The sequence below is a fragment of the Chitinophaga filiformis genome (assembly GCF_900102545.1).
Lineage (GTDB): Bacteria > Bacteroidota > Bacteroidia > Chitinophagales > Chitinophagaceae > Chitinophaga > Chitinophaga filiformis.
In genome coordinates this window covers 256,937-280,563 of record NZ_FNBN01000007.1, presented here as the reverse complement: position 1 = coordinate 280,563, position 23,627 = coordinate 256,937, and the positions used below count along the sequence as shown (strand labels likewise).

18 protein-coding genes are annotated in these 23,627 nt (G+C 43.9%); 6 read left to right on the top strand and 12 right to left on the bottom strand.

All coding sequences use genetic code 11. The annotated features are described in order from the left end of the window. Positions 1 to 71 precede the first annotated feature (71 nt). Positions 72 to 5,339 carry a PKD domain-containing protein gene (locus tag BLR32_RS25395; RefSeq protein WP_089835892.1) on the bottom strand — a complete coding sequence of 1,756 codons (5,268 nt, stop codon included), beginning with the start codon at positions 5,337 to 5,339 and terminating at the stop codon, positions 72 to 74. A 472-nt stretch (positions 5,340 to 5,811) separates the two neighbouring features. Further along, positions 5,812 to 6,549: a hypothetical protein gene (locus tag BLR32_RS25390; RefSeq protein ID WP_089835890.1), complete on the bottom strand. Its 738-nt coding sequence runs from the start codon at positions 6,547 to 6,549 to the stop codon at positions 5,812 to 5,814. A gap of 319 nt (positions 6,550 to 6,868) precedes the next feature. On the opposite strand from BLR32_RS25390, the gene BLR32_RS25385 reads away from it, so the two are divergent. Next, on the top strand, positions 6,869 to 8,821 hold the full coding sequence (locus BLR32_RS25385) for a M1 family metallopeptidase (protein WP_089835888.1): 1,953 nt from the start codon (positions 6,869 to 6,871) through the stop codon (positions 8,819 to 8,821). Between the two features lie 18 nt (positions 8,822 to 8,839). On the opposite strand, the gene BLR32_RS25380 is transcribed toward BLR32_RS25385, so the two are convergent. The 4 genes from BLR32_RS25380 to BLR32_RS25365 all read right to left on the bottom strand — a co-directional run bounded on the left by BLR32_RS25380 (position 8,840) and on the right by BLR32_RS25365 (position 13,248). Next, positions 8,840 to 9,334, bottom strand: coding sequence for a hypothetical protein (locus BLR32_RS25380; protein WP_089835886.1), 495 nt, complete (start codon positions 9,332 to 9,334; stop codon positions 8,840 to 8,842). 218 nt (positions 9,335 to 9,552) lie between these two features. Further along, positions 9,553 to 10,545: a hypothetical protein gene (locus BLR32_RS25375; RefSeq protein ID WP_089835885.1), complete on the bottom strand. Its 993-nt coding sequence runs from the start codon at positions 10,543 to 10,545 to the stop codon at positions 9,553 to 9,555. Between the two features lie 124 nt (positions 10,546 to 10,669). Further along, the gene (locus tag BLR32_RS25370) at positions 10,670 to 12,433 is read right to left on the bottom strand and encodes an alpha-amylase family glycosyl hydrolase (protein WP_089835882.1); all 1,764 of its coding nucleotides are present in this window, start codon (positions 12,431 to 12,433) and stop codon (positions 10,670 to 10,672) included. 53 nt (positions 12,434 to 12,486) lie between these two features. Next, entirely contained in the window at positions 12,487 to 13,248 is a 762-nt protein-coding gene (locus BLR32_RS25365) for an SDR family oxidoreductase (RefSeq protein WP_089835880.1), read from the bottom strand. 192 nt (positions 13,249 to 13,440) lie between these two features. On the opposite strand from BLR32_RS25365, the gene BLR32_RS25360 reads away from it, so the two are divergent. After that, on the top strand, positions 13,441 to 14,250 hold the full coding sequence (locus BLR32_RS25360; protein WP_089835878.1) for a 3-keto-disaccharide hydrolase: 810 nt from the start codon (positions 13,441 to 13,443) through the stop codon (positions 14,248 to 14,250). Between the two features lie 11 nt (positions 14,251 to 14,261). Here BLR32_RS25360 and BLR32_RS25355 read toward each other — a convergent pair whose 3' ends face one another. Next, the gene (locus BLR32_RS25355) at positions 14,262 to 14,561 is read right to left on the bottom strand and encodes a hypothetical protein (RefSeq protein ID WP_089835876.1); all 300 of its coding nucleotides are present in this window, start codon (positions 14,559 to 14,561) and stop codon (positions 14,262 to 14,264) included. Positions 14,562 to 14,649: 88 nt separating this feature from the next. Here BLR32_RS25355 and BLR32_RS25350 point away from each other — a divergent pair, with 88 nt between their 5' ends. Continuing rightward, positions 14,650 to 15,885 (top strand): vWA domain-containing protein, encoded by a 1,236-nt coding sequence (locus BLR32_RS25350; RefSeq protein WP_143011583.1) that lies wholly within the window; start codon positions 14,650 to 14,652, stop codon positions 15,883 to 15,885. A 105-nt stretch (positions 15,886 to 15,990) separates the two neighbouring features. On the opposite strand, the gene BLR32_RS25345 is transcribed toward BLR32_RS25350, so the two are convergent. Together BLR32_RS25345 and BLR32_RS25340 are read right to left on the bottom strand one after the other, a co-directional pair. Further along, the gene (locus tag BLR32_RS25345; RefSeq protein ID WP_089835871.1) at positions 15,991 to 16,626 is read right to left on the bottom strand and encodes an OmpW/AlkL family protein; all 636 of its coding nucleotides are present in this window, start codon (positions 16,624 to 16,626) and stop codon (positions 15,991 to 15,993) included. Between the two features lie 332 nt (positions 16,627 to 16,958). Further along, positions 16,959 to 17,354 (bottom strand): hypothetical protein, encoded by a 396-nt coding sequence (locus BLR32_RS25340; protein ID WP_089835869.1) that lies wholly within the window; start codon positions 17,352 to 17,354, stop codon positions 16,959 to 16,961. Positions 17,355 to 17,841: 487 nt separating this feature from the next. Here BLR32_RS25340 and BLR32_RS25335 point away from each other — a divergent pair, with 487 nt between their 5' ends. After that, positions 17,842 to 18,654 (top strand): class I SAM-dependent methyltransferase, encoded by an 813-nt coding sequence (locus tag BLR32_RS25335; RefSeq protein WP_089835867.1) that lies wholly within the window; start codon positions 17,842 to 17,844, stop codon positions 18,652 to 18,654. Positions 18,655 to 18,952: 298 nt separating this feature from the next. Then, positions 18,953 to 19,492 carry a lipid-binding SYLF domain-containing protein gene (locus BLR32_RS25330; RefSeq protein WP_089835865.1) on the top strand — a complete coding sequence of 180 codons (540 nt, stop codon included), beginning with the start codon at positions 18,953 to 18,955 and terminating at the stop codon, positions 19,490 to 19,492. 70 nt (positions 19,493 to 19,562) lie between these two features. Here BLR32_RS25330 and BLR32_RS25325 read toward each other — a convergent pair whose 3' ends face one another. The 3 genes from BLR32_RS25325 to BLR32_RS25315 form a co-directional block, all read right to left on the bottom strand. Then, the gene (locus BLR32_RS25325; protein ID WP_089835863.1) at positions 19,563 to 20,447 is read right to left on the bottom strand and encodes a right-handed parallel beta-helix repeat-containing protein; all 885 of its coding nucleotides are present in this window, start codon (positions 20,445 to 20,447) and stop codon (positions 19,563 to 19,565) included. 393 nt (positions 20,448 to 20,840) lie between these two features. After that, positions 20,841 to 21,599, bottom strand: a complete 759-nt coding sequence (locus BLR32_RS25320) for an oxygenase MpaB family protein (protein WP_089835861.1) — start codon at positions 21,597 to 21,599, stop codon at positions 20,841 to 20,843. 13 nt (positions 21,600 to 21,612) lie between these two features. Beyond that, positions 21,613 to 22,098, bottom strand: coding sequence for a hypothetical protein (locus BLR32_RS25315; RefSeq protein ID WP_089835859.1), 486 nt, complete (start codon positions 22,096 to 22,098; stop codon positions 21,613 to 21,615). A 554-nt stretch (positions 22,099 to 22,652) separates the two neighbouring features. Here BLR32_RS25315 and BLR32_RS25310 point away from each other — a divergent pair. Continuing rightward, a complete protein-coding gene (locus tag BLR32_RS25310) occupies positions 22,653 to 23,627 on the top strand; it encodes an NADP-dependent oxidoreductase (protein ID WP_089835857.1) in 975 nt (324 codons plus the stop codon).

Here is a 23,627-nt window from a genome sequence, read left to right as displayed (position 1 = left end):
TAATAATTTATCAAATAAAAAAACTGCCGGTCCATCGCCGGCAGTTTTTGTTGTTGTAGATAGATTGTTTTTTAGTACAACATCAGAGATAATACTTTTTTCGTACCGTATCCCATCAGTTCTACCATGTAATACCCCTTTGGCAATGCAGAGAGATATAATATATGCTGCCGTTGCGATGTTGTTGTGTTATAAACAACGCGTCCCTGCAGATTATGGACGTTGACGACCACTGGTTTTAACAACGGCTTTTCAAACTTGAGGTATACTTCACCTTCTGATGGATTTGGGAATGCCTTTACCTTATTGGTGCCGAGAGTGACCTCGCCGACCGCGGTAATAACAACCGCGACCGATGACGATCTGCTTCTGCAGTCGCCTCCGTTGTACGCTTCTACCGTGTAACTGGCATTAGCTCTTGCGCGGTAATAAGAGGCCATAGCACCCGGGATAGCGATATCATTTTTATACCACTGTAACTGATAGTTGCTATTTGTAAACAGGCTGTCGCCACGTTGCGTGATAATCGGCTTTTCCGGCTGGTTAATGATTGTAACAGGTACTGACCATATGGTTGTATCCGCCGGTGAGCTGGAGACGATGCGTATGGCATAATTAGAGGAACATGCCAGTGAATCGGGGAGGGGGGCTGTCAATGTTACTGACTGCATGTCGCTTTGTAATGTGGTCAGTGTGATCACTTGCCCTGGCTCCAGTCCATTCATTCGTCCTTCGGGATTACTTAAGGTAAGTTGCAGCGTATAGACGTTATCTGGATTTCTGGGCCAGTGGAATCTACCCGCTACTGACAGATCATCCTGGATGTCGAAAACCGGCGTCTGGTTGCCAAACGTCACCGTATCAGGCCATGCTTCCGTTTCTGGAACACTGTAGATGCTGGTAAGACCCGGGCAGCCGTTAGGTTGTACCACCTTTACCTGGTAATTGCCCGGTGTGATAGGCGTAATATAAGAGGCATGAGTGGGCAGCTCCTTATCGTTAAAATACCAGGTGAAGGTATAGCCCGGTAATGCATCGCTCAGCGGAAAGATAGCACTGTTGCCAACTGCCTGATAGATGGCTAATGTATCTTCTATTAATCCGTAAGCCAGCTCCGGCTGAAAACCAGCACTGAGTTCGAGGTGTATAGTGTCTGCCGCACGGATATTGTGGCAACTGTCAAATACAGTGACAGTATAGTTGCCGGAACTGGTAACCTGTATGTCTCTCGTAGTAGCGCCGGTGTTCCACTCGATATAAGCTGCTTCGGCTGGGGCATCAACAGATAGTGTGGCTTTATCCCCGCAAAGGGCTGGATTGCTGTTGATCTTCGCCGTCCATTCTTCTCCTGTGGATTTTATAACCAGTTGTCGTCTGGCCAGACCTTGTTTACCAGACGCAGTTACCACACGCATGAAGACATTGTAAGTGCCGGGCCTGTACGAATGCACAGGCTCTTGTGTGCTGCCGGCATTGAGATCGCCAAAGTCCCAGGTATAACGAAGAATAGAATCGCCGGGAACAGATGCCGGACCATGGAAAGAGACCTGAGTAAGGCACGCAGATCCCAGCGTATCATAGGTAAATGAGACAGGGTCAGGCAATGGTGGTAAATAACCAACATTGAGAATAGCATCTACATAGTTGCCGCAACCGCCTTTAATCTCAACAAGTCCTTTGTAGTCTCCGTCCAATGGGTCCACGAAATATGGCTCATGACTAACCCTGACGATCTCGCCGTCTCTCCACCAGGTGAATGTGATATCCGGTGACGGATTGTCAATAGAGAATACATAATCATCTCTGTTTGATAGAATGACTATTGTATCATGCTCGCCCTTTCTCAAGAAGTCCCAACTAGGTATAAAATATGGCTTGAGGTCTACATCTACAAACGCAGTTCCCCGTACATTGTGACAGGTGTCTCTAACTGTCAGTGTATATCTGCCTGATGATGTGACGAGTGTAGAGTCATCCCATCCATAGTTACTCCAGTCAAGAACAGGAACCTTTAAAGTAGTATTGGCTATTAGCCAGGCGCCGTCTCCGCATGGTGTCTTTCTTACGGTGATAGTAGGAGTATAGTCGATCAGCTCCACCGTTATTTCCCGGCTGGTAAAGCCTTTCAGACCTGATTTTGTTCTTGTTGAGAGAGAGACAGTGTATGTTTTACCCGGTTTAAATTCATGTAGCGGGTTTTGCAGAACGGAGGTGGCATTATCTCCGAAATTCCATGAATACGCTACCATAGAGTCTTCAGGGAAGCCGGGTCCATTGAACTGTAGTATGTAATTGAGGCAAGGATCAGTAGTATAAGTAAAACTGAGATTAGCTGCCTTGCCCTCATAGAAAAATGGAATCGATCTGCTTTTACAACCGTTCTGGTTTTGTACCTCTACTACATAGCTCCCTCGTATCGGTCTTATGTTGAGCGGCGTAGTGACAGTGGGGAGTAGGGTGTCGTTCCTGTACCATTTATAGGAAAATCCGCTGGAGTCCGGGAGTGCTGCGAGCGTATCACCGGAAGGAGCGCTACGAAGTGTAATGCTGGCTTCGAGCGGCCTGATGAGGGTGACCTGAACGGTATCTCTCGCGCGTATATTACCTTGTTTGTCTATCAGGCGTACGATATATGTACCGGAGCTCCTGACATAGGTTGTATCTTTGTTTTCACCGTTGTTCCATGTCAGGCTATAACCATTTAAAGGACCTTTAGCGTTGGCTATAAGCATCGCACTGTCCTGACAAGCGAAGATCTTACTAATTAGTGCATCTAATGACCAGGTAGTTATTGAAGACGCTTTTACTTCGAGACTGTCGGTATATAGAATACTACTGCAGGTGTCTTTTACTGTTGCTTTATAGTAACCTGCTTTCAGCACATGTATCGTATCCCTACGAACGCCGGTGCTCCATAGCACCTGTTGGCCGGCAGGTGTGACAGTTGCCTTCAGGATGTGTACACCCGGCAGGGATGTTACATCGTCGGTGATCTTCACTGAATAATTGGGAATCGGATCGATTGTTACTGCTCCTGATACAGTGATCTGACGACCCGATACAGTCCGTGCGGTCATTTTAACAGTATATATGCCGGCTGTTGCATATAGGTGCTGGGGCATACGGTCGGACGTAAGCGTTTCGGACGTACCGTCACCATAGTTCCAGATGATTGATCTTACGGTATCTGTGCTCGATGAAGCAGTATAGATGCCTGCTTTGAAAGTAACTTTCAGCGAGTCACAATGCTCGCGTGAAAAGCTGAAAGAGGCAATAATGCTGTCTTTAGGCATGTGGTACTCAAAAGGCATTGAGGTGTTATAGCATCCGGTGGCGCCTTCTATTCCCAAAAAGTAAATCCCCCTGATAAGCGCCCCATAGCTATTCTGATTGCCGGAACCATATCCTACCAGGGAATCATTTCTATACCAGTAATATTGTTGATTGGGCATAACCGGAGTTGGTATGAGATAATCTCTGCCGCTAATATTCTGGAGTGTAATGGTGGGCACAATAGGTTGTTCAATGGTAACATCGCGGTTGGCCGTACGTGTTTTGCCGGTATTATCTTTGAAAACCGCGGAGTAGTTGCCACCTGTTGTTACATGAATAGAATCGGATACAATACCTGTGTTCCATGTAACGGTATATGTGCCTGCCGGGGCATCGGTAACTGCCTTTAGCCATGCCCCGGTCATACAGTTGTCTTTGTATACTGTTTTGATACCAAAATTCCACTGACTGGAGCCGGGAGCCAGTATTTCTATCGTGTCTCTGGCGCGCTCCAAACCGCAACTGTCCTTAATAAAAGCAGAATAACTACCGTAGGCAGTGACATGTAAGGACGCTGTAGGCTGGTTGTATCCCTCGAAATATACGGGGATGCCCGCAGGGGTGGTAGTGGCAGTCAGTATGTGCACACCGGGTATCGACAGTGTGTCATCTTTGAGAACGATGGCCCAGTCTCTGGTTTCCCGGGGCACATTAATCTGTTTGGCGACAGTATATGTAACACCGGATTGTGTAAATGCCACCAATTCAACCGTATGCATGCCATAGGCGCCGAAATTATAGATGAAGGTAGCCGCAGTATTAACACTTTCATCATCAATACGCCATAGCCATGCGATCACTCTATCCTGACTATCCTCTGGAAATGCCATCGCACCGTTGAAACTTACGGATTGTTCATGGCAGGGAGTTATCGTATATAAGAAATCTGCGGTTGGCCTGGTGACAGTTGTAACGCGAATGGAGTCTGTGACAGCATCAGCGTATTCGGCGTTTTCTTTGATATCAACCCAGTATTTCCCCGCTTTTGTGATTGCAAGGGTCTGACCATAGTAGCTGAAAGAAGGATCTTCACTTCTCCAGTTAAAGCTTGCGCCGGTATTGCCCGCAGATAGTGTGAGTGGTGTTGCGGTAATGGACAGAATGGTGTCCCTGCCGTTCCAGCTATTATGTTTAACCCTGTTCTCACGGATAATTGCCGGCATTTCCAGTGCAGCCTCGCTACAAAACAGGGTATTATTACCATATTCATAGTACGGTTTAACGGAAATCCTATACTGCCCGGGGTTAGTATAATAGTGTGTTATCCTGTTTGAGCGGGTGCTTGTAGAAGTTGTTCCATCGCCCCAATACCACATCAATTTGTTAAAGGTGCTAAGATGGGAAGGGGCATCGACCCAGGCGCTTATTGCGAAACCATTGCTGGTCCAGGTCATGGCGCTACCATAATTGGCTGCCACGTCCGGGCCAATGAGTGGTCCTACAAGGGTAGTATCATACAGTGTAGTACCGCATGCCGTATAGGCTACTGTATAAGTACCCTCCGAATTGATCTGAAGATCTTTTGCTGTACCGACCTGCGTCTCATTCCTGAACCAGCGGTAAGTACCGAGGCTGTCGAAATTGGCCGGGGCCAGTTCATTTTTTAGTGTGAAAGGAAAAAGGGTATTACTGCAGAAAGCATAGGCGGGTAGTAGCTGAAGGGCGGCACCTATCCTGACAGGACCGTTATACTGGTTGCCATTTATAGTGGCTGAGTTGCCAAACTGATCTCTCACAGTAAGTTTTACGGTGAAGATGCCTTTTTGTGTATACGTGTGTGTTACATTAGGTCCCGAGCTGTCAATTGTTCCATCACCGAATTCCCATTTCCATGCCACCAGGGCGGCATTGATGGGAGACCTGCTGTTATCTTTGAATGAGACACTGAAAGGGGCAGCACACGATTGTGTCCCTGATTGTACGTAATCTGCATCAGGGTTTCTTTGCTGGGCTGAAACTATCTGAGACAGCAATAGTAACAGAAACAATTGTAATGTTTCTTTCATAAAGGTATAAGGGATTAGTAAGAATATAAGGTACAAATATATGTTAAAACATTTATTTGTGTTAGCGAGCCTTCCAATAAGTTCCGAAGTACCCTAGCTGTTGGGGCGAATGATTGGAAGAAATTCTGCCAATATTCATCTTCGTCTTTTTTGTTGTTTTTGTTCTCTCTTTTCTCTTTCTCTTACGCCATTATCAACACATCTTCCTTCGGGCATAGGATTATTTTACAGGGAATGTCATGGAAGAAAGTAACTTGGCCATTATCCGTGAGAGAATGATAAGTGTTCTTGTTGGCCACCAGGCATAGAAGGTATCAAAGGAAATCAGATCAAAGACTAAAGCCGCTTGTAAATAAGAGGCTTTAGTCTTTATAATTTATGGTGCCAACCTGCCTTATGTGTGTGCAAATCACCCAGGTATACAGTTTGCTCAGGGGGGGCTGACATTATGAGCGAAGCTCGACGGCTGTTTTTAATAACGCTTTACTACCCGGAATACAAACCGTTTAGGTTCACCTTCAACTCCTGCATCTTTCATTTTCGTTTTAAGCATATCTGATTTCCAATAGGCTTGCGCTTTGGCTGTATCCGTCAGGGCTACTACCACGAATACTTTGTGGTTATCATCTACATCATGACCATAAGCCCTTGTTGCTAAGCCATTTTCCATTCTGCTTTGTTTACCTTCTTCGAATGCTTTCTGCCAGGTATCCCAGTCTTTCACGGTAAACATTACACTGGCCCGGATGTCTGTGCTAACCTGGGCGGTGTCCTGAAATACCATGGTAACAAAATTGAAAGTCGGAGTGCCCATTACGCCACCTTTTTTCATGGCTTCTTTCAGGCTGGCGTCTTTGCTAAATGCCTTTGCTTTATCCATATCATCCACTTTGACGGCCACCATTACCGTGTTTGAATCCTGCACGCCACGGCCAATTACATAACTGTGTATCTGATTCGCCAGGCGTATAGAATCATGCTCTTCGTATGAGGTCATCCATTTTGCAAAGTTGGCAACCTTGTGTGTTGCTACCAACATACTTTGCGGTGTTGTCACTACAGTGCTAGTTACAGGGGTAACTTCGGCTGTGGAAGAAGTGTCCATAGCAGTGGTGTCTGCATCGCTTTTTTTACCTCCACCGCCGCAGGAGGTCAGGAAAATAATCACAGTTGCATAAACGAGGACACATGAGAATCTTAATTGCTTCATCGACTTTGGTTTTAAAAATTAAAAAATAGGTAGAAAGGAGGGAGGGGTAATATGTTGATAATGAGCAATAAAGTTAAAGGATATTCATTTAATGGCCGAATTTTTATTTGCTAATTTGACAATGCTATGATACCTGTTTAAATAACAGATAGAGTAAAATTATTGTAGTTTACCTATATTGGGCATCCGGAATCGGTTGCGTGATCAAAGGCCGTCATAGAAATACGCAGGCAGGTGAACAATGAAATGATGAACTGTTTTTTATGCAGATAAAAAGGGAATGGCTGTTTTCCGATAATCATCGTAACCTAATTACAACATGGATAAGAGTTTTGTAAAAATTGCGGCCATTATTATCATCGTTTTTACCGGTCATATATCATTTAGTCAATCAAGGTACAATCCTTCAGCACTATTTCCGGCACTTCCATTGTTGCCACCCGGTAATGAGTACCGCACTGCCACCGGCGAGCCCGGCCCCGCCTATTGGCAAAACCAATCCGATTATGTAATAGATGCAACACTTGATGATCAGCGAAATGTTATTGAAGGCGTAGTAACAATTACTTATACAAATAATAGCCCGGGCGCGCTTTCCTCATTATGGCTGCAACTGGATCAGAATGTCTATAAGCATTATTCCAGGGGAATTGTGTCGGGATTATTTCAATATAAAAATGCTGCTGAAAAAGTGGAGGATGGCGGATTTGAGATTGCGGATGTAAAGCTTACAGACAATGCGGAAACCAGTATTGCCTATGATATTTATGATACCCGAATGAAATTATCTCTGCCCGGGCCATTACAAAAAGGACAGCAAGTGACCTTTCGTATACAATACAGTTACCTGTTTCCTGTCAACTATAAGAATGCGGATTTCCAGGTGAACAGAACGGATATCATGCCGTCCGGGAACGGTAATATCTATGCGGTGGCACAATGGTATCCAAGGATGTGTGTATTGGATGATGTAGAGGGTTGGAACACCTTGCCATATCTTGGCAATGGAGAGTTTTATCTTGACTTCGGTAATTTTCAGGTAAATATTACAGTGCCTTCATCTTACCTCGTAGAAGCGTCCGGCGATTTGATGAATCCAGAAGAAGTGCTGACGCCTGTTCAGCTTAAGCGGTGGCAATCTGCCAGAGAGGGGACTGACCGGGTATTTATCAGAACAGCAAAAGAGGTATTGGAGGCATCTTCCAGGCCAGCAAAACCAACATGCACCTGGAAGTTTAAGATGGATCGTACAAGGGATTTTGCATGGACCGCGTCTAAATCATTTATCTGGGAAGCGTCATCATTCCGTTTGAGTGATGGAAAAAAGGTGATGGGGAGTTCGTTATATCCGGTTGAATCTGATAAATCTAACAGCTGGGGAAGATCAGGCGAGTACATCAGATTTACACTACAGCATTTTTCCGAAAAGTGGTTTACCTATCCGTTTAACAAGGCTGTGAATGTTGCATCCAATCTCGATGGCATGGAATATCCAGGTATAGTATTTTGTTCTGCCAGAGATACCGGTAATATTTATTGGGCGGTGGTGAATCATGAATTGGGACATACCTGGTTTCCTATGGTAGTAGGTAGTAATGAGCGGAAGTATGCCTGGATGGATGAGGGTTTTAACCTCTTTATAGATAATATAGCAACGAAGGAATTTAATAAAGGGGAATTTAAAGGTTATGCCGAGATTGATATGCCTGTCACCACCCTCTTTGCGGACACGCTATTACCTATTTTAAGTCGCCCTGACATCATACCCGGTAACCAGGTATACAGCATCCAGTACCAGAAAGTAGCTTATCTGCTGGCCTTGCTGCGCAATGAAATAGTAGGAGCTAAACGTTTTGATGCTGCCTTTAGGAAATATATCAATGACTGGGCGTACAAACATCCTACTCCATGGGATTTTTTCAGAAGTATGAATGCTTCTGTTGGCGAAGATCTTACCTGGTTCTGGAAATCCATGTTTATAGAGAATTTTAAGCTGGACCAGAAGATTACTAAAGTGGAAAATGCTGAGAAGGAAAGCGCCTTTGTGACGGTCGAAAATACTGAGAGAGGAGCAATGCCACTTGTCGTTGATATAACATATGTCAGCGGCATACATGAACGAAGATCCTTTCCCGTCGAGATATGGCAATATAATACGGTGTATACCTTTGCGGCATCCAGGAGAGAGGTTGTTTCCAGGGTGGTTATTGATCCGGAGCAGGTTTATCCGGACGTGGACAGGAGCAATAATATCTATGACTTAAAAAAATAGCCGAAGCTTATAAAGCTATTAATGCCATTGATCAAGGATTTTCCTTTTCATTTGCCAGTCAGCAGTATTTCCATTTATGGTGATCGTACTCCTATTTTGAGTTACTGAAATAATAGTGCCTACGGCAGCACCGACTACGACACCGACGAGCGCACCTGCAGCAACGTCATTGCCGGGTGAAGTCTCATATCCGAAACCGCCATATACGTCTTCGTTTGCCTGGCCTGTTGCTAATCCCAGAAGTGCACCTGAGACCACTCCTATGGTTGCCCCTATCGCGATTGCATGACCAAATGTTCTTTTTGTTTTGATGGTGCCAATTTGTCTCACGGGAATCTCAAGCTGTGTCTTGTGGCTCTGAATGATGATAGAGGTGTCTGTGGTGGCCGTAAAATCTCCCTTGGCAATCATTTGACCCTGTTCGTCATATAATCTTATAAACCGTTTTTGTGCCTCAAGGGGACTAATACTACAGAACAGAAGGGGCAGAAGTAGGTAATAAATCTTTTTCATAACAAGAATTTATAGGTTGATCCGATAATTGCTGCAAAGCGTTGTTATGCTAATATGGGGTTTAGATAAGATTGGATGGTCAATTTGGGGTGGTGTTTGAGGAAGAAAAGTTGTATCAAAGGTACGGGAGTTCCGGCACCTGTCCATATTTAATTACGTACGATATCTCAATTTAGAGCTCCCCTAAACGTATTTCTCTTGATGGGGTGTGTTATTTTTTAGTAAGGGGGGAAGGCCGGTTCTTTCTTTATAGTCAGTAACGCTCCCCGTTTTCCATTTTCCTTTTCAATATGCTCAGTGACAAGCATGTCCCCGCAATTTAATCTGAGGTTATTGCATTGTACTATCATGCCATTGCCTAATCTATACCATCTGGCAAGATAAGGCACTTTCCTGTTTTGCCTCCATGCTTCCAATACTTCGCAGACAGTAGTGCTTGTCCTTATCCGGGAATGATGTGTTGAAATTTCCCGCAGTCTTTTCTGTTGCGTGAAAAAAGCACTTAACAGTAATATGACGGTTAAGAGTTCGAGGAGAAATATTGCTGCTTCCACATCTATTAAAAAGCCAACAGGCGTAGAAATAACAAGCAGGAGGCCAAACATTTTGAGCAGCTTCAGGAAGAGCTTCCATAGCACTTGTTTCTTCTCTGTGCTGTTAAAAGCAAGTACGGTAGCTTCATGGATTGCAGATTCATACGATGCTTCCAGCAACACAATTACACCTGGTTTAATTGTTACCATATGTAATGATACTTTCGTGTTGGTCGCTGTTTTAATTGTTGCCAGTTCTCTTCTGTAGTTATATAATTTACTGCGATATGTTGCCAACGGTACATAAACCTGAGCAGTATAACCCTCCAATGTGTAGCTCACGTATTGTTTGTACACTATATCAACGCGCCGCAGGAAACCAGAAAGGATAAGCTTTTCCTTATTCAGGAGGTCAGTATAAAGGTTGTCAATTTTACGCGTCTTTAACTTAGCTCTGTAGCCAATAAAGATACCCATTGCAACCAATGCCAGGAACATCAGTACAGGTGCAATGTCGATGATAGATTCAGTGATGAAATAATCAATAAGCCAGATGCAGGGGAGGATAATCAACAGGATGCCGATCAGGTAAAAGTATAGTGCATTGAGTTTATCCTGCCTTTTCATCTGCTGTATTATGCGGCGGTTTTCTTCTGTTAATGGAGCTGTTGTCTGCATCAATAGTCAGGGATAGTTTAATATAATCATTCGCGATCAAAAGTAGTGACTTTTTTTTAATACTTTCCCATCTCTCAGTAGTCTGCACGTGCTGAAAGAATATGGAAGTAACTTTAGATAAGCGTCAGCTGAGAATTAAAAACTCCATTGGTAACAGATGCACCTGTATCGTTCTGAAAACACCCTGTGACCTGCTATATGCGGGCAGTGTTCCCCGCCTTGCCAAAGGAAACAGCACTTCCCATTCGCTACCTTCCGGATGAAGATTTCTATCTACCACTACATCTATCAGTACATCTCCTTCGGTATCGGTATTTGCCAGGATCAACACCTCTTTGTCGTTTAATATGCGGGAAAAAGCAATAGCACCGCCTTTATAGGGAGAATGACCAAAATTGACACCATCACCACTGATGGGACGGAAATATTGTCGGCCATATCGTAATGCCGGTACGGCAGCACGTAAGGCGCTTAATTCAGCGATGAACTTGTATAGGTCTTCCTTGTCGTTAAAGGCATTTGTTTGTCCCCATAAGGCTTCTCTGGCGTACTCGCGCATGTTGCCGGCACCGTCAAGTCCCTGCTCGGTACCATAGTATATACAGGGAACGCCCTGCATACACAATAGACAGGTTAGCGCCAGTTTTGTCTGTCCGGGGAATTGCTTATTGTGAAAGCGGCGGTCGAGATCGTGGTTGTCGAGGAAGGTGACATAGTTTTTACCTGCATCACCGTGCGAGCTTACTATCTGCCGGAGTATCCTGAGCCGGTAATCAAAGTGGTCAGCAAGTTCTTTGGGAGCTGAAAAACCTTTGCAAACATCTACCAGGCGTTTGCGCATAGGGAAGTCTATCGCCGCGTCCACACCAATAAATTCTTCATCTTTTTCGGTATTGCGGCCAATGAATTCGGCAATCCTTGCCTCGTCATCGTCCTGCCACACTTCACCAAAGGTGAAGAAATTCTTTTTGCCGATAGACAAAGCAAACTCGCGCATGGCATTGCCAAACACGCGGGCAAAATCGGCTTCTACGTATTGCAGGGTATCGATGCGGTAACCGTCGAGGTCAAACCTGGCCATCAGGTATTGATAGGCTTTAATCAGGTGATTACGCACAGGGTAGATGCTCGTACCCGGAATGAGGTACTCGGTGACCAGTTCTTTCATACGGGAAAAATCGCCGCGGAAACCATCGTTCCCTCGCCGCCGGAAGAAGTCGTTCTGTTGCAATTGTTCCGGCCAGATAACACCATTGCCGGGAGGGTTTGGAATATTATCAATATCTGTCCATTCACCCTTTGCCTGGCCTTGTCCGTCACGCCAGTAGATGGTATATTCTCTGGCGTCGTTCCATGGGGCTTCATCACGCATGCCTTCATAGTTAAATACATCACCGGTATGGTTGAGTACAATATCCAGGATCACATACATGCCATGGGCATGGATCTCATCTACCAGGCTGCGGAATTCAGCATCGGCGGCGGCAGGATCCTTTAATGCAGCATCAGGATCATCACAAAAACGAGGCTCTATACGCAGGAAATCAAGCGTTCCATAGCCTCCCCAATAGTTATGGAACCACTGGGGATTCATCAGCACCGGCGAAAGCCATATGGCGCCCACTCCCAGCTTTCTAAGGTAGGGCAGCTGTTGTTTGATGCCAGAAAACTTGCCGCCCTGGTATTCAGAGCAGGGATACACGTTGGGAGATGGCGGGCGGACAGGATTGTTGAACCGGTCTACCAGTAAAAAATAGATCCAGTGGTCTCGCCAGTCTGCAGGCGATGGGAACGGATAAGGAATAGCGCTTCCTGATGAAGTGAGTATGGTAGACTGTTGTGCATTCAACACGTCCTGCATGATGGGGTCTTCTAATGAGCGGGGCATTTGATGTGTATTGTACAGTAAACAAATCAGCAGCTACAAAGTCAGCGCCTTTATCAGCCTGCCACCTGGTGGGCCTGTTTGTCCAGCCATTGTTTCAGGGTAATTTTCCCCAGGCGGACTTCTCCCAGCGGAACCAGGGATCTGGCATCTATTACACTTCCGAAATAAGGCGCTTGCGGATCAGGAATCACTTTCCGCTTATCTCCCATGGCTGCAAGGTATTGACCTACAAATTCGGCCATACTAAAACGCTCAGGTCCTGCAACTTCGGTGTCGGCATTCACAGGCGCAGCTTCCGCCGCATCCGCTAGTGCCTCGGATACTTCCGCTGCAGCAATTGGCTGGATGGCGCCGGTAGACAGGTAAACATTACCTTCTTTTGTGGAGAAGTCGGCAATTCCACCTGCAAACTCCATGAACTGGGTAGCGTGTACAATAGTATAAGGTATCCCGGAATCCCGGATCAGTTTTTCCTGGGCTACTTTTGCCCGGAAATAACCGTTATCCGGCAGGCGGTCAGTACCAATGATAGAAAGGGCCACGTGATGTTTTACACCTGCCGCAATTTCCGCTGCGGCAATATTTTTCTGCGAGGTCTGAAAGAAGTTAAGAACAGCATTATCTTCAAAAGAGGGAGAGTTTGAAACATCTATTACAACATCTGTTCCGTCAAATGCTTCGTCTAAGCCTTCACCTGTAACAGCGTTAACTCCTGAAGACGGAGAGGCCGCATTTACCTGGTGGCCGCGTTCGCTTAATATTTCAACAAGTTTTCTACCAATGAGGCCGGTGCCTCCTATTACTACTGCTTTCATGATGATGTGTTTTGCGGTTTGGGGACCGGTTAAGAAAATGTGTACGTTTTAATTAATGAATGACAAAGTTGACAGTAATCCCAGCCGGAATATTAATCTATAACAAGAAATAGGAGGCGGGGTTCACCAGTAAACGGAAATGAAAAAGAAATAATTTCTGACTATATTTAAGCTTACCACTTATTAACCGTTATGATAAACAAACTACGAATACTAACCTTTCTGCTGCCTGCTGTTATCTTTCAATATGCTGCCCGGGCGCAGGAGCAATGGACGCCGCTATTTAATGGTAAGGATATTAATGACTGGATCGTGAAGATCCACCATCATGAAACCGGGGATAATTTCGGCAATACCTTCCGGGTGCAGGATAGTACTATCCAGGTGCGTTATGACCAATACGGCAATTTTAATGAGCAATTTGGGCATCTGTACTATAAAGCACCTTTCTCTTATTATCATCTCAAATTCGAGTACCGCTTTACAGGAGAATGGGTTAAAACCGCCCCTTCTTACACCATACTTAACAGCGGGGTGATGTATCATTCACAAGACCCTCGTACGATGCCGAAAGAGCAGGATTGGCCTATTTCTATTGAAATGCAGTTACTGGCAGGCCTGGGAGATGGGCAACCAAGACCAACCGGGAATATGTGTTCTCCCGGTACACATATCGTTTACGAAGGAAAACTGGATACCCGGCATTGTATTAACTCCAGTTCTAAAACCTATGATAAAGACGAATGGATACAAGCGGAACTGATCGTGCTGGGCGATTCGCTGATCACGCATATCATCAATGGTGATACGGTATTACGATATTCCAAACCGCAGATTGGCGGTCCGGTAGTAAACAGGTATGATCCTAAACAGAAGCAGGACGGGAAGTTGCTGAATTCAGGATTTATTGCATTGCAGAGCGAGGGGCAGCCGATTGATTTCAGGAATATCAGGATTATGAACCTGGAGTGGCTGTTCCGGAAGGAAGGGATTGAACTCTAGATAGATATAATTTAATGCAGTTTTTGGGCCTCATTAATTAATTCAGCTACTGATTTGTTCGAACAAGTCAAAATCTCCTGTTCAATGTTGGCCTGTTTCATGGTCGTTTTTCTTTTCTGTAATTCCTGTTCCCGGATAACATGCAGTTGAGCTTTTAAAAAGCTTAATTGAGCCTGCCGGTATTTCTCAGCAAGTTTTTCCAGTTTGTTAACCGGTAGTTGATTCTTTAAGGCAAGAACCAATTCTTTCTCTCTTTGAGTTACCTGTTCCCGTTTTTTGATTGGTTCTGACCGTGGGGCGAAAGTTGGCATAACGTCTTTTATGATATTCTTAACAAATGTACTTATGGAAATCTGATTTTGGAAGAATCCTGTAGGGTATCACCTAAATCAATCACCCATGAGCCAAAAAATTCTCTTTCCTATTCTGACTATTGTTGGAGCCTCATTGTTTATCAGTTATTTATATCCTCTTACAACAAAGGACAGCATCGAAGAACCGCGACCTTTGACAATACGGCCGGATACTGTTTTGAACAAAACTCCGGAAAAACCGAATCCTGCTCAGTCGAGAATCCAGATTGTATTTGCTTTAGACGCTACCGGTAGTATGAGCGGTCTTATAGGCGCAGCAAAAGAAAAGATATGGTCCATTGCAGGAAGCCTTGCGCAGGCAGATCCGGCCCCGGTAATTGAAATAGGATTACTGTTTTACCGGGACAAAGGAGATGTGTTTGTAACCAGGAAAGTTGCTTTATCGAGCGATATCGACGATGTATACGGAAAACTGATGCAGATAGCCGCAGAAGGTGGGGGAGATGAGCCGGAAAGTGTTAACCAGGCCTTATATGAGGCCGTGACAAAATTCAGCTGGGATACTTCTTACAATACATATAAAACCGTATTCCTGGTAGGGGACCGCCCTCCGCATATGGATTACCAGGACGATATAAAATATCCGGTGAGCTGTGGATTGGCTAAGCAGAAAGATATTGTATTAAATACGATTCTGATGGGGAATGACAGCAAAGCGGCGCGTATATGGAGGGAGATTGCATTATGTAACCAGGGCAGTTATGCTCAGGTTGGGATGGACGCCAATGATATAGCCGTAAATACGCCTTATGATGCAGCAATAGCTGATTTATCAGACAAGCTGGATGATACAAGGATCTATTACGGCGATGCAAGTGAAAAGTCTGCTTCCTTTAAAAAAGTTGCCAATAGTAAGATGATCACTGGTGCTGCCAAGGCAAATGTGAAGGCGCAACGGGCAGAGTATAATTCGACGAAAGCGGGTAAGGCCGCCTATTATGGTCAGCAGGAATTGCTGGAGAGCTATAGGGATAAGTCAGTGAACCTTGAGACTATCAAGGAAGAAGAATTGCCTGATGTAATGAAAAATATGACTGCTGCTCAGAGGAAGGTATTCGTTGAACAAAAGATTATGGAGAGGGATAGTTTAAACAGGGAGTTGATCAGATTTACTAAACAGCGGCAGGAGTTCATAGAAAAGGATCTTAAGAGCCGTAAATCAGCAGAAGTAGATAGCTCTTTTACAAACAGGATATATAAGAGCATCCAGAAGCAAACTGAAAAGAAGAATATCCATTTAAAAGCCGATGCGAAGTATTAAGAAGTTGCATCGATGCAGGTATGAAACTTTTAAGAACAAACATAAAAAAGGAGCTGCTCTTAAGGGCAGCTCTCTTTATATATGCCGGTCTTTTATGTACCGCTCTCAAAACTTCAATCCCACACCTACACTTAATAGCCAGGGATTGATCTTTGTATCGGCATATACGGTTGCGCCTCCTGCTACTTCAGGAACTGTGGTGGCCGTATTCTCTGTTTTCAGCCAGATCTTCTTTGCGTCTATGTTGATGAACCATTTTTTACTGATATCTATATCAAGCCCTAGTTGGGTAGCAAAGCCGAATTTGTTCTTATAGGAGATATCCGCAATAGCGGGACCTTCTTTGATACCATAGAATATGGTGTAGTTAACGCCTGCGCCAATATAAGGCAGTATTCCTTTCGCAACAGGCTGATGATACAGGAAAGTCAGGGTAGGAGGAAGCAGCCATACTTTTCCCAGATCTACATCGCCAAGAGTGGTGCCCGTAGCCCTTACCTTATGCCTGGTAGTTCCGAGGATGAGGTTTGCAGATACACGGTTAAAAAGGAAATAGGTAAAGTCCAGTTCAGGGATCACAGTATTGGAGATATCAGCACTGCCGCCTATTGTACTGATGTTAGCACTGGCGTCTGGAATTACAGCAGTGGCTCTCAGGCGTGCACGCCATTCTCCCTTCTGTTGGGCAAATCCTAATAAACTGAGGCAGCATAGAACATTGAATAATAGTAACTTTTTCATAATGACATTGGTTTCTTGTTGATGCAAACCTAGAGCAGATGCAGTATGAAAAAGGTGATGGAGAGCAGGGTAAATACTGATTCTGAGGATTTGAGCGACTGATGTTGCTCAGGAGGTGGAATGAAAAGTTGATATACAATGAATTTAGTCTTTAAGAGGGTTCGTACCTGAGTGTTGTTACTATGATTTAGTGCCGCTGGATCATTAGAATAGTTTTTGCGTGCAGTGAATTGAAACAGGTAGATGTGAAGAAGGTAAAAAGACCTTCCCGACGTACCGGGAAGGTCTTTTTATTTTGAAAAACTTGTAGGATCAGAATGGGTATCAAATCATCAAACTCCACCAATGAACTCTAAGCAATATCCGGCACCGCAAGCGTTGCTGATATGAAAATACACACCTGAAATGGATGTTTGTGCTTTCATAGCCAGACCTCCTGCGAGGTAGTTGTTCGGAGAACTCAGGCTAAAAGGATAAGTTCCCAGCGAAGTACCGGACAATGTTCTGAATGTGATAGAAGACGGGATGGTTCCACTGCCATTTACTTCGTATGCAATGGTACCCGCTGGCTGGCCGGCTCCCGGTGTACCATCAGTAGTGCCGGTGATTGGAAAGGAGTACGTACGTGCACTCTTTTTGATCACAGGGGCATCAGAGCGTACAGGAGCAAAACTGGATAAGGAAAAGAATGCGCATAACATTAATGCGATAGGGAACAATTTCTTCATAGATAATGGTTCTTTTTTGTGTCTGGGTTAAAAAATTATCATAACGAATATAAGTGTTTTTAGGACAGGAATCGATGCTAAACATTTGCTAATGTGAAATAAAGTTTCTACCTGTATTGACCATAGATTGTGGCTGTTGACAGGTGTTCTGAGTAGCCCAAAATCACTATTTCTGCAGCAGAATTATGCTGTTTGTTATGCATTAGCTGCATTTGCAAATCATCCACATGAAGCTATTAATATCCATTGAAATTAGACCAATGTTCATGTTCAATGCCAGTTATCAGTTCACACCCCCTGTAATTATATATTATCCATAAAGACGTTACAAGATAAATTAAACAATAGGAGAAAATCTGACAGGAGTGTTGAACCAGTCGCGGCTGGCTTTTGTTACTTTGTTACCAGCGGATGTTTCCGGATGCCTGTCCGACTGCCTGTCCCAAAAAGGGGAATTACAATTTTTGATCATTTAAAATAAAACAGTATGAATCCAAACAAAGCATTGTGGGAAAAGGGAGACTTTACACGTATTGCTCAGACCATGCGTGAGAGCGGCGAGGAACTGGTGTCGAAAATAGGGGTTGCCAAAGGAATGAAAGTACTTGATCTGGGCTGTGGCGATGGCACTACGGCATTGCCGGAGGCAAGGCTTGGTGCTGAGGTATCAGGTGTTGATATCGCAGGAAATCTTGTAGAAGCCGGAAACCGGCGGGCGAAAGAAGAGGGCCTTACTAATTGCACATTCCAGGAAGGGGATGCAGGCAATCTGAGTGAGTTAAAAGACAAAACCTTTGACATGGTGATTAGCATCTTCGGAGCCATGTTTGCGCCTAAGCCTTTTGATGTTGCGAAAGAAATGGTTCGTGTAACAAAACCAGGTGGGAAAATAGTGATGGGCAATTGGATACCCGGCGATCCAACACTGGTAGCCCAGATATTGAAGATCAGTTCAGCGTATACACCACCTCAACCGGAAGGTTTCATCAGTCCGATGACCTGGGGCGTAGAGAGTAACGTGATTGAGCGTTTTGGTAATGCTGGTATCGAGAAAGAGAATATATCCTTTGAAAGGGATACTTATACTTTTATTGCACCGTATTCCCCTTCTGAGTTTGTTACGGTGTTTAGAAATTTCTATGGGCCTACGATGAACGCTTTTGAAGCTGCAGAGAAGAATGGCAAATCAGAAGAATTACAAAATGAGCTGAATGATCTTTTTAACAGGGAGAATAAAAGCGGATCAGATAATAGTACCGTAATCCCCGCCACTTATTTAAGGGTTACTGTGAATTGTTGAAACATTATCATACCCCAAAATGATGCGATATTGATGTATCCATATTGCGAAATTATTTAAGCAGACTCCTCAGGATGCCAGCGAAAGGAACATACAATACCCCAGCTTAATAGATTAACGTTACCAGCAAAAAATGTAAATTAATTCCATGTATAAGATATAGATAGCTTGTCCTTTCAGACGTGATAACTTCCCATGGCATGTTACTTGTTACCATTCAGTATAAGTACAGATCGTGCCGGTAACTTAAGAGAATTTGCCGCGCCCGGTCATCATTTTCTAACCAAAAGGTATTGCTATGAAAAAGTATCTTATGGGCCTTGCTGTCATCCTGTTAGCAGGATCATTACTCCCGATGATGGTTAGAGGCCAGGACAAAGAAAGGATCATTGCTGATAGTAAAAAGGCGAAAGCTGAATTTGTCAAGACTGACAAACTTATGGATCCTCTTTTTGATCACAGTTACGGGTATGTTATTTTTCCTAATGTAGGTAAAGGTGCTGCCGGTGTTGGCGGAGCCGCAGGTAGAGGTGCTGTATATGAAAAAGGAAAATTTATCGGCCTCGCGAAAATGGTACAGGTAACCGCCGGTTTCCAGTTTGGTGGTCAGGCGTACAGGGAAGTCGTATTTTTTGAAGATAAAGCAGCTTTGGATCACTTTAAGGATAACAAACTTGAATTCTCCGGACAGGCTTCAGCGATTGCTGCCAAGGAAGGTGCAGCAGCCAATGTTAAATACCGGGATGGTGTGCTGGTGTTTAGTCAGGAAAAAGGTGGGTTAATGCTTGAGGCAGCCCTTGGCGGACAGAAGTTTACTTATCAGCCGAATGCGAAGTAAGGTAGGCAGCAGCTGTAACTCTTTACATTTTAGGGTGAATGGGCAGTTGTTTGCCCATTCACCCTACGTTTTAATATATCCTGTAAAACAGCGTTTTTCCATTACCAGTACCAGTACTTCCGGTAGTAGTAATATGACCGGTATTTCCGTTTCCATCATAACCAGAAGCCATATTATAACTTGATGTGCAGTTTGTAACGGTGTGAGCCACGTTCTGTCCGGAACTACCTAATTTGAAGCCATTGCCATCCCCATTGCCGCCATAGCCGTTATTGGTGGCTGTACAATTGGTGATGGTAACTGTATAAGGTTGTCCGTACAGGTCCCAGCCATCATCTGAATTGTGGTTGGCCTTACAGTGATCAAATTTGTTACCTTGTCCGGCTGATAGCTTGCAGGCAAAGCCATCCGCATTTTCACCGCCGTTCTGTGTATCATAATTGTCATTGGAATTGCAATAACTGATGTTGTTGTGATGCGACTGATTGTAGATCTGTAAACCGGAATCATGATTGCCGGAAGTCGTAACATTATACACATAATTATAACCTCCATACTGGAATACAAGACCGCAATCAGGAGCATTCTTAATAGTCATGTTTGTAATGTTCCAGTAACTTCCATTACATTTTACACCCCAGCCGGATGATATGCCCGAACAATCCAGCACACCGCCAGTTAGATTGATCTTGGAGCTGGATGTGCCGCTGTTTAGTAATTGTAAAGTACTGGTAAGTTTGATAGTACCGCTGATGGTGATGATATCGCCAGCCTTCGCAGTACTAACGGCCGACTTGAGGGCTGATTCTGTATTCACTGTTACACTACTGGCAGCTGCAGTAACAACAGCTAAAGAGAAGTGGTTTTCGTCAGTAAGGACAGGGGATACTGAATTGTTCTTCTGACAACTGGCAAGGGCCAGATAAAGCAAGATAATGAGGGAGTTGTTTTTCATAATGTGGGTTTTAATTGTTGAAAGATAGTAATGAGGGGGTAGGCTGAATTTCAGCAATTAATTGATAGGTTGATCAGGCTTCCGATGATTTTTTTACGCAATCGTTATCGGCAACGATTGCGTGAAGGGGGTGAGGTTAGCTGTTTAGAGGCGTCTTTCCAATTCTTTCAGTAAATCCATATTCCCTTTCCGGATCCAACGACATGAAGTCTTGAACCCCAAACCTGTTCCATTTGTACATTGGTTGGATCAATGTATGTATCCTGCTGCGCGCCCAGATAATTAGGATTATGAGAGAGGAAAGGCACTCCCGGAGCGCTATCAGGATTGACTGTCGTTGGCACCTGCGTTCTCTTTTCGGTGGCAAAAGTACCCAGATTGGTGGTACTGACTTTATCTTTGGTCCATAGCCTTCACCTGTTCTTTAAACTTAGTGGGTACCATCATTACTATTAGCTCCTTATGCCATTTGTATTTGCGTATCAGTCTGTAAACCGGAATCAGCAGCTGAACAAGTCGTGGACGTCCCAGGTCGAGTAGATGGTTCACTTGTCTGGATACCAGTATCCTTTGAATATCCAACAACAGAAAATAACGGAAAGCGCCTAGATGTTTTCTATACTGTTTGAAAAGGTCCCCGGTAAATGAACTATTCTGAAGGTTGTGGGCCAACTGGTATTCATACTTTTTTTTCCACTCCTTATAATCAAAAGGAAGATCGTGGATCTGCATATGATGACCTATTCTGGCAAAGGTGCTTACAATGTCATCTTTCTCTTCAGTCGTTAATCTTCTCTCAAATAGTTCAAAAGAGACGATCGAATAATAGATCAGCATGTATAATACGCTCTGGTAGCCTTCATCGGATATTTTATAACCACGTGCAGACTCAACATTCTGATGTACTGCATTTATTTTTCCGATCGAAGCAATCGCTTCTTTTTCTTCTTTGAAGATAATGTACTGTGCGTATTTCACCGTTGAGAACAAGCGTCCGATAGGATCGCCGGGTAATCTACCTGTAAAGTATAACCAGTCAACCTGCTTATTCAGGGCGAATTCAGCACTGGCGCCGGCAAATATAAAAAGTGTAATATCTGTCGTGCTCCATATTTTCTTTACAATTGATGTATCCTCCACAAATGTCTTCATCTCAATTGCTTTTTTAAGCTACTGCTTTTTCCAATTGTTTTATTTTTCTATGACATATTAGCAAGGGAATTATACCAATAATGCCGAACGAACAATCAATCAATCGCCAGAGAACAGGAATCTGCCTGACAGGTCCCGCTATAAAGGCGAGAGGAATAACCAGAATACAGGCTATGCAGCCGAATTCGATGATCCATATATTTTTTACAGGATCCTTAAGAGGGCCGATGAAAGCGATCGCAATTACGATATGGGCAAATGCCAGCCAGTCGTATCCATAGGCCAGATAAGGATATTGAGCATTGGTATGCCTTATTGCCTGGTAACAGGTGAATAGCCATTTATAGAAGGCGGAATATTGCTCAGGCCACCAGGAGCAAACCCATTGCAACTCAGTCTCTACGGGGAAGGCGGTGATACCACTCAGCAGGAGCGCTATGATAAAAAAGATAAGCCAGGCCTTTATTTCCCTCCTGAATTTCTCAATATTTGATGACATAGAAGTACTTTGTAATACAAAGTAAGTAAACTTATTTCATACTGCCAATACTACAAAGGTATTTTTGCTTTTTGTTGTTATTTCTTTTTTAGCTGCTATAGTCGTGTTTTTTTAACAGACAATAGGAGGATTAGTTCCCATTAGCTAGTCCGCCGTTGTTAATTGACGATATTTAAAAGGTCAGAGTAGAAGAAAAATCTTGTCATGATGGGTTGGGAACAGACTTACTGAAGATTATGAGATTTATATAAATATAATATATTTAATGCAGTAAAAACTATATGATAGACCTATGAAATTACGCAGCCGCTGATCGCATCTCTTTCCTTCTTTACATTTTCTTTATCGGTGAATGCACAATCCAACAATTCAGAGGAGTATAAGTATGTTGTTAAAGATAGTGCGTCTGGGAAATATGTAAGTTCGAAGGTAGTTGAGACAAGTCTGCCTACCCGGTTTATACCGTACTTCATTTTCGGCTACCAGAAAGTCAAATTAGGTTACTTCTGTTTTTTAATACGAGTGCAACTTTGTACTAACAAAAACAATTAAAAATGAAAGCAGCAATAATTAACGAATTTGGCGGAACGGAAGTCCTGAAAATACAGGAAGTGGAACGTCCTGTTCCTGCAGCGGATGAAATTTTGGTGAAATGTTACGCAAGTGGCGTAAATCCTGTAGATTGGGTAATTCGTAACGGCGGAAATGATTTTTTAAGACCCATATTAAAATTGCCTTTGATATTGGGTTGGGACGCGGCAGGTATTGTAGAGGAAGTTGGTAGCGACGTAACAGACTTCAAAAAAGGGGATGAAGTGTTTGGCGTTCCAAATTTTCCCGGCAATGGAAGTTATGCTGAATACTTTTCAGCAAAAGCAAATCAGTTTGCCTTGAAGCCTAAAAGCATTTCATTTAACGAGGCAGCGGGGGTACCCCTGGCAGGATTGGTTGCCTGGGCGGGTAACTTCCAACTGGGACAGTTGCAGGCAGGTCAGCAGATTCTCATTCACGGCGCTTCTGGTGGCGTTGGCAGTTTGGCTGTGCAGTTTGCAAAAGCAAAAGGCGCGTATGTTATCGCGACAGCTTCGGCAGGAAATCTAGAATTTTTGAAGCAAATTGGAGCTGATGAAGTGATTGATTACAGGAACCAAAGGTTTGAAGAATTGTTGCAGAACATTGACGTAGTGTTTGACGCCTCACCACTTCGTGATGAGAATGAACGATTAAAATGTATAAGTGTATTGAAAGAAGGCGGTATCTATGTGAGCGTAAACGTCGACTTTCCATTTAGTGATGAAATTAAAGAAGCACTTGCAAAAAAGAAGGCCAAAGGTGAACTCGTTGGGGCTAGTGGTAGCTATGTTTCTGCAGAATACTTAAAAGAAATGGCCCAATTGATCGATGAAAGTAAAGTGAAGGTTGTTGTAAGCAAAGTCTATTCATTGGAACAAGTAGCCGAGGCGCATAAAGAGAGTGAAACTTGGCACGTTCGTGGTAAACTTGTATTGGAAGTCAGAAAAGCAAACTAA